The organism is uncultured Pelagimonas sp., assembly GCF_947498515.1.
Taxonomy (GTDB): Bacteria; Pseudomonadota; Alphaproteobacteria; order Rhodobacterales; family Rhodobacteraceae; genus Pelagimonas.
In genome coordinates, this window is the sequence record NZ_CANMKO010000007.1 from 129,988 (window position 1) to 143,332 (window position 13,345).

At 51.8% G+C, this 13,345-nt stretch carries 17 protein-coding genes; 4 read left to right on the plus strand and 13 right to left on the minus strand.

Annotation, left to right across the window (positions count from 1 at the left end; translation table 11 throughout):
• Positions 1-10 precede the first annotated feature (10 nt).
• The 3 genes from Q1A43_RS14295 (at position 11) to Q1A43_RS14305 (ending at position 4,087) form a co-directional block, all read left to right on the plus strand.
• A complete protein-coding gene (locus Q1A43_RS14295; protein ID WP_299936263.1) occupies positions 11-922 on the plus strand; it encodes a LysR substrate-binding domain-containing protein in 912 nt (303 codons plus the stop codon).
• Positions 919-1,806 (plus strand): LysR substrate-binding domain-containing protein, encoded by an 888-nt coding sequence (locus tag Q1A43_RS14300; protein WP_299936266.1) that lies wholly within the window; start codon positions 919-921, stop codon positions 1,804-1,806. Before Q1A43_RS14295 ends, Q1A43_RS14300 begins: the two co-directional genes overlap by 4 nt.
• A gap of 100 nt (positions 1,807-1,906) precedes the next feature.
• The gene (locus Q1A43_RS14305; protein WP_299936269.1) at positions 1,907-4,087 is read left to right on the plus strand and encodes a thiamine pyrophosphate-dependent enzyme; all 2,181 of its coding nucleotides are present in this window, start codon (positions 1,907-1,909) and stop codon (positions 4,085-4,087) included.
• Between the two features lie 100 nt (positions 4,088-4,187).
• Here the strand turns inward: Q1A43_RS14305 and Q1A43_RS14310 are convergent, their stop codons facing one another.
• From Q1A43_RS14310 to Q1A43_RS14350, 9 genes are read right to left on the minus strand one after another with little or no spacing between them, the layout of a single operon-like run.
• Positions 4,188-4,691, minus strand: coding sequence for a flagellar basal body-associated protein FliL (locus Q1A43_RS14310; protein ID WP_299921791.1), 504 nt, complete (start codon positions 4,689-4,691; stop codon positions 4,188-4,190).
• A 9-nt stretch (positions 4,692-4,700) separates the two neighbouring features.
• Positions 4,701-5,426, minus strand: a complete 726-nt coding sequence (flgH, locus tag Q1A43_RS14315) for a flagellar basal body L-ring protein FlgH (protein WP_299921792.1) — start codon at positions 5,424-5,426, stop codon at positions 4,701-4,703.
• 10 nt (positions 5,427-5,436) lie between these two features.
• Positions 5,437-5,853, minus strand: a complete 417-nt coding sequence (flgA, locus tag Q1A43_RS14320) for a flagellar basal body P-ring formation chaperone FlgA (RefSeq protein ID WP_299921793.1) — start codon at positions 5,851-5,853, stop codon at positions 5,437-5,439.
• Positions 5,853-6,638 (minus strand): flagellar basal-body rod protein FlgG, encoded by a 786-nt coding sequence (flgG, locus tag Q1A43_RS14325; protein WP_299921794.1) that lies wholly within the window; start codon positions 6,636-6,638, stop codon positions 5,853-5,855. Before flgG ends, flgA begins: the two co-directional genes overlap by 1 nt.
• Before the next feature lie 10 nt (positions 6,639-6,648).
• On the minus strand, positions 6,649-7,362 hold the full coding sequence (locus Q1A43_RS14330; protein ID WP_299921795.1) for a flagellar hook-basal body complex protein: 714 nt from the start codon (positions 7,360-7,362) through the stop codon (positions 6,649-6,651).
• 1 nt (position 7,363) lies between these two features.
• On the minus strand, positions 7,364-7,633 hold the full coding sequence (locus Q1A43_RS14335; RefSeq protein WP_299921796.1) for a flagellar biosynthetic protein FliQ: 270 nt from the start codon (positions 7,631-7,633) through the stop codon (positions 7,364-7,366).
• Between the two features lie 3 nt (positions 7,634-7,636).
• Positions 7,637-7,930, minus strand: a complete 294-nt coding sequence (gene fliE, locus Q1A43_RS14340; RefSeq protein ID WP_299921797.1) for a flagellar hook-basal body complex protein FliE — start codon at positions 7,928-7,930, stop codon at positions 7,637-7,639.
• Positions 7,931-7,955: 25 nt separating this feature from the next.
• Positions 7,956-8,345, minus strand: a complete 390-nt coding sequence (gene flgC, locus Q1A43_RS14345; protein ID WP_299921798.1) for a flagellar basal body rod protein FlgC — start codon at positions 8,343-8,345, stop codon at positions 7,956-7,958.
• Between the two features lie 17 nt (positions 8,346-8,362).
• Entirely contained in the window at positions 8,363-8,737 is a 375-nt protein-coding gene (locus tag Q1A43_RS14350; protein ID WP_299936272.1) for a FlgB family protein, read from the minus strand.
• An 86-nt stretch (positions 8,738-8,823) separates the two neighbouring features.
• Here Q1A43_RS14350 and Q1A43_RS14355 point away from each other — a divergent pair, with 86 nt between their 5' ends.
• Positions 8,824-10,188, plus strand: coding sequence for a FliI/YscN family ATPase (locus Q1A43_RS14355; RefSeq protein ID WP_299936275.1), 1,365 nt, complete (start codon positions 8,824-8,826; stop codon positions 10,186-10,188).
• 48 nt (positions 10,189-10,236) lie between these two features.
• On the opposite strand, the gene Q1A43_RS14360 is transcribed toward Q1A43_RS14355, so the two are convergent.
• The 4 genes from Q1A43_RS14360 to Q1A43_RS14375 form a co-directional block, all read right to left on the minus strand.
• Positions 10,237-11,049 (minus strand): DUF1217 domain-containing protein, encoded by an 813-nt coding sequence (locus tag Q1A43_RS14360; RefSeq protein ID WP_299921801.1) that lies wholly within the window; start codon positions 11,047-11,049, stop codon positions 10,237-10,239.
• Positions 11,046-11,450, minus strand: coding sequence for a flagellar biosynthesis repressor FlbT (gene flbT, locus Q1A43_RS14365; RefSeq protein WP_299921802.1), 405 nt, complete (start codon positions 11,448-11,450; stop codon positions 11,046-11,048). The genes Q1A43_RS14360 and flbT overlap by 4 nt, the downstream gene beginning before the upstream one ends.
• Positions 11,447-11,824 carry a flagellar biosynthesis regulator FlaF gene (gene flaF / locus Q1A43_RS14370; RefSeq protein WP_299921803.1) on the minus strand — a complete coding sequence of 126 codons (378 nt, stop codon included), beginning with the start codon at positions 11,822-11,824 and terminating at the stop codon, positions 11,447-11,449. Before flaF ends, flbT begins: the two co-directional genes overlap by 4 nt.
• A gap of 79 nt (positions 11,825-11,903) precedes the next feature.
• Positions 11,904-13,199, minus strand: a complete 1,296-nt coding sequence (locus tag Q1A43_RS14375; protein WP_299921804.1) for a flagellin — start codon at positions 13,197-13,199, stop codon at positions 11,904-11,906.
• Between the last annotated feature and the right edge of the window lie 146 nt (positions 13,200-13,345).

The window sequence follows — 13,345 nt, forward strand, 5'->3', positions numbered from 1 at the left end:
TCATTTTAGTATGAGCTTTACTTCTATGATTTCACAGCGTCGCTTTTTACCCTCTATCTCCTCCCTCTTGGCACTAGAGGCCGTATCACGCCTTGGCAGTGCCTCGGCCGCTGCCAAAGACTTGTCTTTGACACAAAGCGCCGTCAGTCATCAGCTGAAACAGCTTGAGGCTCAGATGGGGGTGCACCTTATCGCGCGCGACAAGATGAAACTGACCTTGACCCCTGCGGGGCAAGAGTTTGTTCAAGAGGCCCGCTTATTGCTTGAACGACTGTCTCAAGCATCAATCAAATTGCGCGCAAACCCGGCAGGTGGCAGCCTCAACTTATCGATATTGCCCGCATTTGGATTGCACTGGCTTGCCCCAAGGCTCAAGGATTTCAACCACCACCACCCGAATGTCTCCATAAACCTTCAGACACATAAGTTGCCATTTTCATTCGATAATAGCTCATCTCATGCCGCTATCCATTATGGTAAACGCGACTGGCCGGACGTGAATTATCTGGAGCTTTTGCCAAACCACGTCATACCGGTTTGTGCACCAGGGTCTATGAAACATCCTGTCAAGACGGCCAAAGGCCTGCTGGCACATCCTCTTTTGCATCTCGAAACGCACCCTGATTCCTGGGAGCAGTGGTTTGGACACATGCAGCACCCTGTATCGGGGCTAAAGGGCAGCCTATTCGATCAATCCTCAACAATGGCGCAGGCGGCTGTGCATGGACTTGGCGTTGCGCTCCTGCCGACGTTTGTCGCTCAGGAAGAAGTTGAAAGCGGCCGATTGGTTTTGGCCTTTGAATGTCCACCGGTCGCGTTGGGAATGTATTATTTAGTGTGGCCCAAGGCACATGTTCAATATAGCCCCTTAAAGCACTTTCGAGACTGGCTAGAATCACAACGACCTGAGCAAAGCTCATGACTTACCGCCTTCCATCATTGACCCAACTCCGATGTTTCGAGGCCGCGGCCCGACATCAGAGTTTTACCGCATGCGGTGAAGAGCTTGGCATGACGCAAAGCGCCGTAAGTAAGAAAATCAAAGAGCTTGAAACCGATTTGGGGTTTGACCTGTTCCAACGCGTCGGGCGTGGTGTTGCCCTGACCATCGCTGGGCGGAATCTGGCAGGGCGACTGGCACGCGATCTTACGCAAATTCAAGATACCCTTCGCCAAGCAACGTCCGCCGGTGCCGGAAAAGACCACATATCGATTGCCACATTGCCCACCTTTGCAAATTTGTGGCTAATTCCGCGCTTGCCAATGTTCAGCCAAGCCTGCCCCGATATCGAACTCACCCTCGCCACCCGACTGGATCCGTTTGAGTTTGAACGCACCGATTTTGACCTTGCTGTGCATTATGGCACTGACAACTGGCCGGGAACCAAAATGACTTTTCTATTTGGTGAACAGATGATCCCAGTTTGCGCGCCTGGAGTCATCGATAGCTATAATAACGACGCCCCGGACCGCTGGGAAAAAGCGCCGCTTTTGCACCTCAGCAGCCGGGCGAACGCTTGGCCGGATTGGGTAAAAAAATCCAAGATCGGAATACGCGAACGGCGCGACGGCACCTATTTTGACCAGCATTCTATGGTGATCACAGCAGCGAAAGCCGGATTAGGTGCCGCAATAGTTCCGTCCAACATGGTGACACATGAATTGTCCCACGGGGACCTCGTTCAAATTCCAGGTCCAGAGTTGGCGACAGAGAACGGCTATTACTTGGTGCGACCAGCAGGCCAAGCCCGCGATGCCGTGAACAAATTTGAAACTTGGCTAAAGGCACAGATGGAAGCAAACTAACTCATTCTATTTGGGAATGCTTTTAGTCACCATTGAATACTAAACCTGCGATGAAACGAGCGTTAGGTTTCGGTGAAACACCAGCTTTCGAGAGGCCGATATGGACCGCGCAGATATTGTTGATAAGGCTTTTCGAACAAGATTGGCAGCTGGAGATTTCCCGTCGGGTCACCCTGCTCAAGGCCCACTAGATGCGTCAGTTGCCAAGGAAATCTTTCGGGCCCAGTGCTTGAGCCGCAACCTTGACCGTCGATCTCGCAAGATGCAGGCCGAAGGGCAAGGTTTTTACACCATCGGATCATCCGGGCACGAGGGGATGGCAGCCGTTGCCGCGGCCTTGCGACCCAATGACATGGCGTTTTTGCACTATCGCGATGGAGCCTTTCAAACCATGCGGTCCACGCAAGTACCCGGCACAGACGCGACCCGTGATATGTTGCTAAGCTTCGCATCATCATCTGAAGATCCGATAAGCGGCGGACGTCACAAGGTATTGGGATCGAAGGCCTTGGCAATCCCGCCCCAAACCTCAACAATCGCCAGCCATTTACCCAAAGCCGTTGGGGCGGCTTACTCGATTGGCTTGGCGCAACGGCACCCGCCCGAGCATCAAGAATTGGCCAAAGACGGCATTGTGATGTGCTCGTTTGGCGATGCCTCGTCCAATCATTCCACCGCGCAAGGCGCGATAAACTCGGCCTGTTGGACGTCCTATCAATCAGCGCCAATGCCTCTATTGTTTGTGTGCGAAGACAACGGAATTGGAATTTCCACCCGCACTCCAACGGGTTGGATCGCAGCAAATTACAACGCCAAACCCGGATTGAAGTATTTTCATGCCAATGGTTTGGACATTTTCGACACGTATCGAGCCGCCAAAGACGCGGCCGACTATGTGCGCAAGTTTCGCAAACCGGCATTTCTGCATGTTTCTCTGGTTCGTCTCTACGGCCATGCCGGATCGGACTTGCAGCTGGCATACCTCAAAAAAGAGATCTTTGAAGGCTGGGAAGGCGACGACCCCCTGCTCCATTCTGCCCGTCTATTAATCGAAAACGGTATTTTTACCGCAGACGATGTTTTGGACATTTACCAAGAGACCGAAGATCGCTGTGCCACGGGCGCGGCCGAAGTAGTCAAGCGACCTCGCTTGAATTCAGCGTCTGACGTGATGGCCTCAATCATTCCTCCAAAACGCATCTGCTCCGCTTCCAACAGCCCATCCCGCGAAACACGACAAGCGACCTTTGGATTTGATTTCAAACAGTTAAATAGCCCTCAACCCATGTCTCGCCTGCTGAACTGGGCTCTGACCGACCTGATGCTTGAGCATGGTGAAATCGTCATGATGGGCGAGGATATCGGCCGCAAGGGGGGCGTTTATGGTGTCACACAAAAGCTCATCGAACGGTTCGGCCCCGGCCGCATGATCGATACATTGCTGGATGAGCAAAGTATTCTTGGGCTGGCGATTGGTATGGCACACAACGGCTTTGTTCCAATGCCGGAAATCCAATTCCTAGCCTATCTACACAACGCAGAGGATCAGCTGCGAGGCGAGGCCGCAACTCTTCCGTTTTTTTCCAACGGACAGTTCTGCAACCCAATGGTCCTTCGGATTGCCGGACTTGGGTATCAAAAAGGGTTTGGGGGACATTTTCACAACGACAATTCTTTGGCAGTCTTAAGGGACATTCCCGGGGTGATTATCGCTTGTCCTTCACGCGGGGATGAGGCCGCTATGATGCTGCGCGAATCTGTTCGGCTGGCCCGCGAAGAAAACCGTGTTGTGGTATTTGTCGAACCAATTGCTCTTTATCCGATGCGGGATCTCATCGCAGAGAAGGACGGCGAATGGATGCGCCCCTATCCCGCCCCGGACCAACAGATCAAATTGGGAAGCGTTGGGGTATCAGGAACTGGCCCATTGGCCATTTTGACCTATGGCAATGGCCGATATCTTAGCACACAAGCCGCAGCCGATCTGCAAAATCAAGGCATTGAGACGCGGGTGATTGATATGCGCTGGCTGGCACCCTTGCCGGTTGAAGGGATTCTGGAGGCTCTTCACGGTGTTGAGCGGGTTCTGATCGTTGATGAATGTCGCAGTACAGGAAGCCAATCCGAAGCTTTGATGGCCATGCTTGCGGAGCGTACAAAACTACCGCACGCACGGATCGCCGCCGAAGATAGCTTTATCGCCACAGGCCCGGCCTACGCGGCCACTCTGCCATCTCGCACAAGCATAAGTGCAGCCGCGCAAAAGCTTTTGGAAACCTAGAGCACACGCCTGATCAAATCGAGAAAGGCCGGCGTCTGGTCACTATAGGGCACCGACAAACATGACGGTGCCCTTGTTTTTACCCAATTCTGTTTGGCATCTATGAATCTTGACGCGCAATTTCAGTAACCAGAACGTCGGACAAATCGTTGCCAAGAACAGGTTTAGCGGCTTCCAAAAGTGCAGAGCGCAAAATGCTCATGCGATCATTGCTTGTAAAAGTCCCCTCAAACCCGCCGATATTTGCGTGGTCAAAAAGAACCTGCAAGAAGACGTCCCTTAGTTTCGGCTCTCGGGCATACACGACTTCGGTGGTCCCAGAGGCGACTTCGACACTTAATGATGCAACAACCAGTGCTGTCACGCGATCCGGGCCGACAACCGGAATGACAAACTGATTGTTCAGCTTAACATACTCACGCCCTTCTGCGGGCCCCTCACTTTCAGCTTCGGGGCTTTCGTGTTTTACTTCGTCAACAGGCACAACACAGTCGACGGCTGCATGCATGTCTTCTGTACTCGCTTCGGGCATCAAAAAGAGGCCCGCGCCAACACCTGCACCGGTTCCGAGCAGAGCAAGAATAATGGGTAAAAGCTTCCGCATGATGCCTCCTTAGAAAGGTAAAACGACGTCCAGAACTTGCTGGCCGATACGAGGTTGTTGCATGTCACTAATCTGGCCGCGCCCACCGTAGGAAATACGTGCTGAGGCGATTTTGTCGTAAGTGATTTCGTTTTGACGGGAGATATCTTCTGGGCGGACATATCCAGACACCAACAGTTCACGCATTTCGAAATTGACTCGAACTTCTTGAATACCTTCAATGGCGAGAATTCCGTTGGGCAAAACATCTGTTATCGTCGCCGCAATTCGAAGAGTAAGGGTTTCGCTGCGTTTAACAGATCCGCTGCCGTTCGATTTACTGGAACTTCCCAAATCAACGGCATTATCAAGGCTTGCACCATCTGTGATTCCTTGGTTGATTCTTTGCGGAATGCCAAAAAGCTGAGGAATTTCAAGACTTTCAGACCCAGATCGGGAACGGTCAGTGCTATTTGAGATTTCAGCGCTTTCATCGATTTCTATAACCACGGTCATGATGTCACCGCGCTTGATAGCCCGCCGGTCACCCAACAAAGACGTCTGCCCACCGCTCCACAAAGACGCGGCTTCTGTCCTGCGTCCCAAAGGGGCTGCATCGGGAATACCCGAGGCAATCATGGCAACACGCTCTGGGCTTTTCGCCGGCGGGGTAAAATCTGGTGGTTTGCCGATGTGATTGATACGTCCGCAGGCCGAAACAAGCAAAATTAGAGCGAGAAGGCTAATAAATCTCAAAGTATTGTCCTCAGTTGGTTACCAATACGGAACCGTTTTCAGCAACAGTGCCGAAAAGTACCGTCTTGGAATCAGTGTTCATGACGCGGATACGCTCCCCAGCTCCGGCACGTGCCAAGGCTCGGCCCTCTGCGGCTATTCTCAAACCACCCAGTGAAAAGATGAGCTCCACCATTTGGTTGCGTTCAACCAATGCCGGTCGTCCAACTTGTCCGAACATTACAGCGCGCCCTGGGTAAATTGCGACCCGCGCTTCTTGTCCAATGACCTCTCCGAGAAAGGCATAGGAGCCTTCGACGTCCGCTGGTTCCGATCGAACATCGTCGGCGGTTATGAGTTGTTGTGGCCGGATTGACCTTGTCGCGACGATCGTGTCCGCCGCAACCTGGCTGGCCAACAACGGCAATATGGCGAACAACGTTTTCATTAGCGCACCTGACTGGTTGCGCTCAGCATTTGGTCGGCCGCCGAAATGACTTTGGAATTCAGCTCGTATCCGCGCTGGGCTTCGATTAGGTCAGTGATTTCTCGAACAGCATCAACGGAACTGTCCTCCAAATAACCCTGCCTCAGCGAACCCAACCCGTCTTGACCAGGGGTTGTTTGGATAGCTGGTCCAGACGCCTCTGTTTCGGTGAACATGTTGGAGCCAATCGCTTCGAGACCCTTGGGGTTGGTAAAGCCGGACATGGTAAATTGCCCCAATAGCTGGGCTTCCGCGTCTTCTGCGAAATACGCAAACACCTCACCCTCGGGGTTGATCGATATGCTTAGCGCATCAGAGGGAATGACGATTTCCGGTGACACCGGAAAGCCATCCGAAGTGACGATCAAGCCCTCGCCTGTCCGTTTTAGTCCCCCGTCGCGGGTATAGGCTGTTTGGCCCGACGGCAGGGTCACTTCTAAGTAACCAGCCCCTTCAATTGCGACATCCAAGTCCCCACCTGTTGCGGACAATGACCCTTGAGAGAGTTGCACAGAGACCGCGGATGGCCGAACGCCAAGCCCTAGCTGAATACCAGTTGGCAAGACTGTGCCGTCGGAGGCATTGACCGTACCAGCCCGAGTCATCTGTTGGTAGTGCAAATCGGCAAACTCGGCGCGACGTGGATTGTACCCGGTCGTGCTCATGTTTGAGAGGTTGTTAGAAATAACCTCAACCCGCATTTGTTGGGCGCTCATGCCCGTTGCTGCAATTTTCAACGCTCGCATTTCAGCCTCCTTATTTGATGAATGCTTTGAGAGCAGATCTGACCCGCTCATCTTCTCTTTCCATGAAGCTTTGACCCAACTCATAGGCGCGCTGGACTTCGACCATCCGTGCAACCTGTAGGATCGGATCAACATTGGACGCTTCGACGAAACCTTGCACAACACGCGGATCTTCAAGGGGTTCAAAACCACCATCCGCCCGGAACAAGACCCCGCCCTCGCGCACCATTTGTTTTTCGTCCAACGGGCGCACCACGCCGATTTGACCAATGGCACGGCCATCACTGCTGAGGGTGCCATCCCGCCCAATAGCAAGATCGTCAGATTGTGGTGGAACAAAAACCGGCGTCCCACCGGCGTCGAGAACCGGGTAACCATCTGAAGTTACTAACGTTCCTTCAGCGCTTGGGGAAAACGCCCCGGCGCGTGTCAGGCGTTGACCTTCTGGTGCTTGGATCAGAAAGAAACCATCGCCTTCGATCGCCATATCAAAGGTGCCGCCAGTCTGTTCTAGGGTCCCTTGAACGTAGGATGTGTTGCGAACCCGGGCAGCCGCCATTGCGACGCCAGACACACCATCACCTTCTGTAACGTATTCTGAAAAGATGACACCTTCTTGGCGAAAGCCACTGGTGTTGGCGTTGGCGATATTGTTCGCGATCACCTGCAATTCACGCATCAAGCCGGTTTGGCGAGATAGTGTTGTATAGCCTGCGGTTTCCATTTTAGCCTCCGGTGATGATCGGGATGATCTGGTTCTGGAAGAAATCCACCAACGTGCGGGTCATGAAGCTCATCGAAATCCAAAACACAGCGACGATAGCCAGAAGCTTTGGTACAAATGTCAGCGTCATTTCCTGGATGGATGTCAGAGCCTGAAACAATCCTACGCCGACCCCTGCAATAAGAGCTGCAGACAGAATCGGGATAGAGGTGATTGTCGCCACCCAAAGGCCCTGGCGTAGCGTGTCAAAGAAAATGGCTTCGGTTAGCATCAGTTAGACCGGCATCCGAAGAATTTCTTGATAGGCTTCGACAACCTTGTCACGTACCGCAACAACGGTTTCGACAGCTAGCTCGGATTGGGCAAGCGCCTCAACCAATGCATGTGGATCGGCATCGCCAACCATTGTACTTTGCGAGGCGGCTTCTGCTTGGCGCAGAGTACCGGCAAATTCATCAGCAAATTTTGAAAACTGAGATTCTGCGAGCGCCGGAGTTTCGGGCTTCGGCTCCATTGCTGGCATAGACGCTGCGTATTTCTGAGCAGCAAAAAGTGATCGGACGTCCATTCTGGCCTCCTGTTTGAATTAAAGTTTATCGACGCAATAAATCCATGAGTCCCGTCGACATCTGACGGGTTTGGTCGAACATTTTGAGATTGGCTTCGTAGCTGCGCTGGGCTTCCCTGGCGTCGGCAATTTCGATGATCAGATCGACGTTAGAGCCTTCGTAGTGGCCACTTGCATCAGACAACGGGTGCGATGGATCGTGGATTCGCGCCAATTCTGTTTTGTCCAAATTGGGTTTTCCTGCTTGGACACGCGCTAAATCCGACCCAGTTCTTTCAATCTCAAACGGGATTGTTTTGCGTCGGTATCCCGGCGTATCAGCATTTGCGATGTTTTCTGACACCACTCGCAGGCGATTTGCTTGGGCGCGCAAGCCGCTAGAAGTGACAGAAAGGGCGTCTGAAAAAGCACTCATGTTTAGCTCCTTACTGATTATCGACCAAGGCTGGTTCGCAGGACTGTCAGGCTACTGCGATAGATCGCCAGCGCCTTATCGTGGTGGCGTTTTGCATCCACAGCTTTGACCATCTCTTCTTCGAGAGAGACGGAGTTTCCGTTGGGATCGAGCACAGTTTTAACAACTGATCCATCAGCACCGCGGCCCGATTGCCCATGCAAATGGGTTGATCGAGTTGCTTTTTGGTCGATCAAAGAACTGCGCAAAGTGTCTTGAAATTTAGGCATTTCACGTGCGCGATATCCGGGTGTATCCGCATTGGCGATGTTTTGTGCGCTCAAAGCTTGCTGGTTGCCAGCATGCTTTGCCATAGCCATCGCCGTTCTGAAGATGTCCAAGTTTTGGAACATCGGGGCTTCTCCCTCGATTTGTTTCAACCAAGGCTTAACCCTGATTCCTTTAGAAACAGTTTGCAGAGAAATGAATGGAGTGACCGATGGAAGAAGACATTACTGGCCTTCGGGCTAGAATCGCGCAGATGCACCCGGTCAAAGCCGTTGGTCGTGTACAAGCAGTGGATGGAACAACAATCTGGGTTCGCGGGCTAGCGGAAGATGCATGCATCGGTGATCGGTTACGCCTTATTCGGCCAGATGGAGAGCTCGGAGGAGAAGCGATCAGAATTCGGGATGACCTTGTAGCAATGTTGCCCGACGAAGCGGCGGATGGAGTATCCAAAGGTGATCGTGTCGCTGTTCTTGGCCCGCCGACTTTGGCACCTTGTGATAGTTGGATTGGTCGTGTCGTTGACGCGTATGGGCGGCCTCTTGATGGGGCTCCCTTGGGCCCCGGACCGCGTCGTAGACCCTTTAGGGCAAGCCCCCCACCAGCGGCAGCTAGAAGACAGCTTGGTGAGCGCCTTTCTACTGGTCTATCAATATTCGATACTCTCTTGCCGATTGTTAAAGGTCAACGCGTAGGCTTGTTTGCCGGATCTGGTGTCGGCAAATCGCGGCTGCTAGCGCAACTAGCGCAAGGCGTGCAGGCTGACGTTGTGGTATTAGCACTGGTCGGGGAACGTGGGAGAGAAGTCTTAGATTTTGTCAGCAACGTTCTTGGACCCGAAGGTATGGCACGTAGCGTAGTAGTCGCCGCAACATCAGATCGATCGCCACTTGAACGACGCCGTTGCCCGCTAGCGGCTATGACCATTGCCGAACATTTCCGTGATCAAGGATTGCACGTTCTCTATTTGGCTGATTCTATTACTCGCTTCGCAGAAGCGCATCGCGAGGTTGCCATTGCTTCTGGGGAAATGCCGGCCCTGCGTGGGCACCCACCGTCTGTTGCACACCAAATCATGCGGTTGGCCGAACGCGCAGGACCTGGAATATCCGATTCTGGAGACATCACAGCAATCTTTAGCGTTTTGGTAGCAGGTTCGGATATGGATGAACCAGTCGCAGACATTCTTCGCGGTGTGCTAGACGGGCATGTCGTTATGGAAAGGCAAATTGCAGAACGAGGTCGTTTCCCAGCTATTGACCTTCTTCGTTCGGTTTCCAGAAGCCTTCCAGAGGCCGCCAGCAGCAAGGAGAACGAGATTATCAATCAGGTACGGCAGCTTCTGGGGGCATATGCTAGATCTGAAACAATGATTCGTGCCGGCCTTTATAGTGACGGAGAGGATCCCATCTTAGACCAAGCCATTCGCGCGTGGCCAGAAATAGACAAGTTTCTAGCGGAAAAATCCCCAAACGGGCCTGAGTCATCTTTCCAAAAACTGCAGCTTATTCTTAGGAGGGCCAATGTTGCCCCTTCAAAACGGTCGCAACAAAAGGCAATGGTGCAAAGTCGGTAAAAAAACTGGGCGGGGGGGTAATCCCCCCCCGGTAAAACTTTTGACTATTCACCCGAAAATGGAAGTTCGGGGAATTTGTTGCAACAAAGTAACCGCCACCTGATTAGAAGATGTGGCCGCAAAGTTTTTGATTTGGCTTTGCAACAAATAAGTTTGCACGATTTTCCCCATTATCTCTGGATCGGAGAGATCTTCGATTTCACTTACTCCAAAACGAGACTGTGTTTTATCTCGTAGTGTTTCCAGTTGCTTGTCCAAATCCAGTTGCGCAAAGCTACTTGGCAACCCAAGAGCAGTTTCAAAAACAGTTCTAATTGGTGTTGTGCCCATAACGCGAAACCATTTAGTATCATCTGTACCATCGGATCCAGCTATCTCCGGAAGGTTACGTTCAAAATTCATCGACAAGCGCAAAGTTTCATCTTGATTTCCTACGGAAATCTCAAATTCTTGCGCGCGGTATTTTGTCAATATCTCTGTTGGGAAATTACTTAGTGATGTTCTTGATCCGAGCGGCGAATCAAATGCAAAAGCCTTTGTCAATGACTTATAGCGTTCATCAGCCATGCGGTTCGCAAGCGAACCCGTATCAGAGATACCCTCCTCCAGTATCTTTTTGATAAAAAACTTATTGTCTATGTCATCCTGTAGGCCGAACGCACCAAGAGCAACTTTAAGCAACCGCCGATCTGCAACTAAATCTTCTGCCGTCTTGATACTGGCGATGTTGGATTCAAAATAGTCTGTATCTCGTAATAGCTCTGCTCCGCTATTGAAAACTTGCTTTTGCGACTCTTCCGTTGATTTTAGAAATTGCCAACCAACCAAGCCAGACCCAACAATTACAGGCTGAAAGCTCATAGCTGTCTAGCGGCCAAAAGCCGGTCCTCACGAGGAATCAATGCACGCAAAGCTTTCAAGCACTGATAAAACTGATCGCTCAACAAAGCTTCGGTGGCTTGCGACAGAAGGCGCCTGCTATCCGAGTCGATCAATATGTGACTTAGCTCTTCAATGCGAGGGAGAAGTTGTTGACGAGCGTCAACCATATCTGTGTCGCCGGTCAAAATCAGCTGTGCAGAGTAACACAATCTTCGGACCGGGGTTTTTGCATCATCTGGGTGAATTGCATCACGCAACCTAAGAACATTGGCATTTGGTGTGACAATCGACAGACGACTACGTCGATCACCGTTTTCAATAACGGCTCCGTTGATAAGGACACGTTCACGAGGTCCAAGTTTCAGTACCAATCCACTCATCGTTTTATCCTCCGACCGCTCAACCCCTTGAGGATTGCAGCGTTTATTTCCAATAGTGGGGCAAGGCGTGCTTTTCGTGCCAAAACTTTGCCCGTATGCTGCTGAACGAATTCCGCAAGATAGAAGATTTGTGCACGCAATTCCTGAGGGAGAGCATTGTCTGTATCAGCGACATCGACAGCCAAGGTGGTCCAAAGTCGTTGATTGTCCGACAATGCCTCAACTAACTTCGGATAAGATCTTGGACCTGCTTCCGCAGAGGATTTTATTCGATGCGTTATCCGTGCAATCAGTTCATACTCTGTACCGCGAGGCGTTTGAGTGGTTCGGGCGTTTTGGGAGTAACCACGATGGGCTAGGGACTGGGCGTTCACTTCACAACCTTCTGGTTTTCATGTTCTGAAAATTTAAAATGGGAAGGCCAGCGTTCCTCTGGCCTTCCTGAACTCCGAGTTAACGGAAGAGTGACAACAGTTGCTGCGGTGCCTGGTTAGCAATCGACAAAGCCTGAACACCCAGCTGCTGTTGAACCTGCAACGCCTGCAAACGGGCAGAAGTTTCTTCCATATCAGCGTCAACAAGCGAGCCGATACCAGATTTCAGAGCATCGGTCAGACCCGAGATGAAATCCGATTGGGTTTCAATGCGACCCTGAACAGAACCAAAGTTGGCGGCGGCATCAACAGACGTTTGAATAAAGCCTTCAATTGCTGTGAGTGCTGAATCGACGCCTTCTTGTGTGGTTACGTCAATGTTGGCTAGTTCACCAAGGCCACCACCAATATCCGTTCCTGTGTCCGCATAAGTATCAGAACGGACAGTGATGTCGTTTCCAACTGTCGTCGAACCTGTGACAGTTACAGCACCAGTTGTGGAGTTAAAGGACATGGACATATCGTCTGAATCAAGCCCCGCACCTGCTAGGTGAGACTTCAATCCGTCGTTCAAGTTGTCAAAGACATCTTGGGCTGTGTCGCCTTCTCGCGCCACATACATAATTTCGGAAGGACGTCCAGTTGCCGTTGAGGTGTTGGCTGAAGCAAAATCACCTGCTCCCGCAGACAACGAAATAGAATAGCCAACCCCGGCGGCAACTTCGGCCGTTACAATGGTAAAGTCCGTTGTATCCGCTGTACCGGCACCGGTCAGAGCGTCAGTAGCACCTGCGGTTGTACCACTCATTTGGGTACCACCTGTCGCCTGAGCAGCTCCAGTAATTGTCGCAGCACTCGTTCCCAAGTCTTGCTTTGAAACCGAGATGTCAGACGCAGACACGCCAGTAGAAGAACGGTCCAAAGATGCGAGTACGTTAATAGTATCCGAGCCCGCTGTAGTGTCTTTGTTGTCAAGCAGATTCAATCCGTTGAATTGAGCCGCGCCAACAACAGCGCCAATCTGGTCTCGTAGTGCGGAAATATCTGTTTGGATTTTGTCCCGGTCGACGTTTTCTTCCTGCGCCGCAACAATTTTACCTTTGATGTCGGTCAGCAGGTCGGTCACGGTTTCTGATGCTTGACGAGCAACTGCGACAGTCGACTGGCCTAGGTTGAGGCTGTCGGAAATGCCCTTGAAGCCTTTGACGTCTGCTTCCATCACTTTCGAGATGGCCCAAACGGCAGAGTTGTCCTTGGCGTTTGCAACCGACTTACCGGTCGAGATCTTCGACTGGGTATCGGCCATATTCGAGTTGATCGACTTGAGAGTCTGCAGCGCAACCATTGCGCCGTTGTTTGTCAGGATACTAGACATGTGTTTTGTCCTTAGGGTTTTACAGCGCTTTTGCGCCAGTTGCATGCGCCGAATTCGGCATTTTCAACGTCCTTCTGACGGATGCAGACCTGTTAATTTAGGCTGCGCCACCTTGCCTGGTGCATGGAATTGAAGGATGGGGAGGA

Coding starts and splice junctions, on each gene's coding strand:
- fliE (WP_299921797.1), bottom strand. CDS start 7,930: ATGGACGTCCGATCACTTTTTGCTGCTCAGAAATACGCAGCGTCTATG.
- Q1A43_RS14310 (WP_299921791.1), bottom strand. CDS start 4,691: ATGCGGAAGCTTTTACCCATTATTCTTGCTCTGCTCGGAACCGGTGCA.
- flgC (WP_299921798.1), bottom strand. CDS start 8,345: ATGAGTGCTTTTTCAGACGCCCTTTCTGTCACTTCTAGCGGCTTGCGC.
- Q1A43_RS14305 (WP_299936269.1), top strand. CDS start 1,907: ATGGACCGCGCAGATATTGTTGATAAGGCTTTTCGAACAAGATTGGCA.
- Q1A43_RS14355 (WP_299936275.1), top strand. CDS start 8,824: ATGGAAGAAGACATTACTGGCCTTCGGGCTAGAATCGCGCAGATGCAC.
- Q1A43_RS14350 (WP_299936272.1), bottom strand. CDS start 8,737: ATGTTCCAAAACTTGGACATCTTCAGAACGGCGATGGCTATGGCAAAG.
- Q1A43_RS14360 (WP_299921801.1), bottom strand. CDS start 11,049: ATGAGCTTTCAGCCTGTAATTGTTGGGTCTGGCTTGGTTGGTTGGCAA.
- Q1A43_RS14330 (WP_299921795.1), bottom strand. CDS start 7,362: ATGGAAACCGCAGGCTATACAACACTATCTCGCCAAACCGGCTTGATG.
- flgA (WP_299921793.1), bottom strand. CDS start 5,853: ATGAAAACGTTGTTCGCCATATTGCCGTTGTTGGCCAGCCAGGTTGCG.
- Q1A43_RS14295 (WP_299936263.1), top strand. CDS start 11: ATGAGCTTTACTTCTATGATTTCACAGCGTCGCTTTTTACCCTCTATC.
- Q1A43_RS14335 (WP_299921796.1), bottom strand. CDS start 7,633: ATGCTAACCGAAGCCATTTTCTTTGACACGCTACGCCAGGGCCTTTGG.
- Q1A43_RS14300 (WP_299936266.1), top strand. CDS start 919: ATGACTTACCGCCTTCCATCATTGACCCAACTCCGATGTTTCGAGGCC.
- flbT (WP_299921802.1), bottom strand. CDS start 11,450: ATGAGTGGATTGGTACTGAAACTTGGACCTCGTGAACGTGTCCTTATC.
- flgG (WP_299921794.1), bottom strand. CDS start 6,638: ATGCGAGCGTTGAAAATTGCAGCAACGGGCATGAGCGCCCAACAAATG.
- Q1A43_RS14375 (WP_299921804.1), bottom strand. CDS start 13,199: ATGTCTAGTATCCTGACAAACAACGGCGCAATGGTTGCGCTGCAGACT.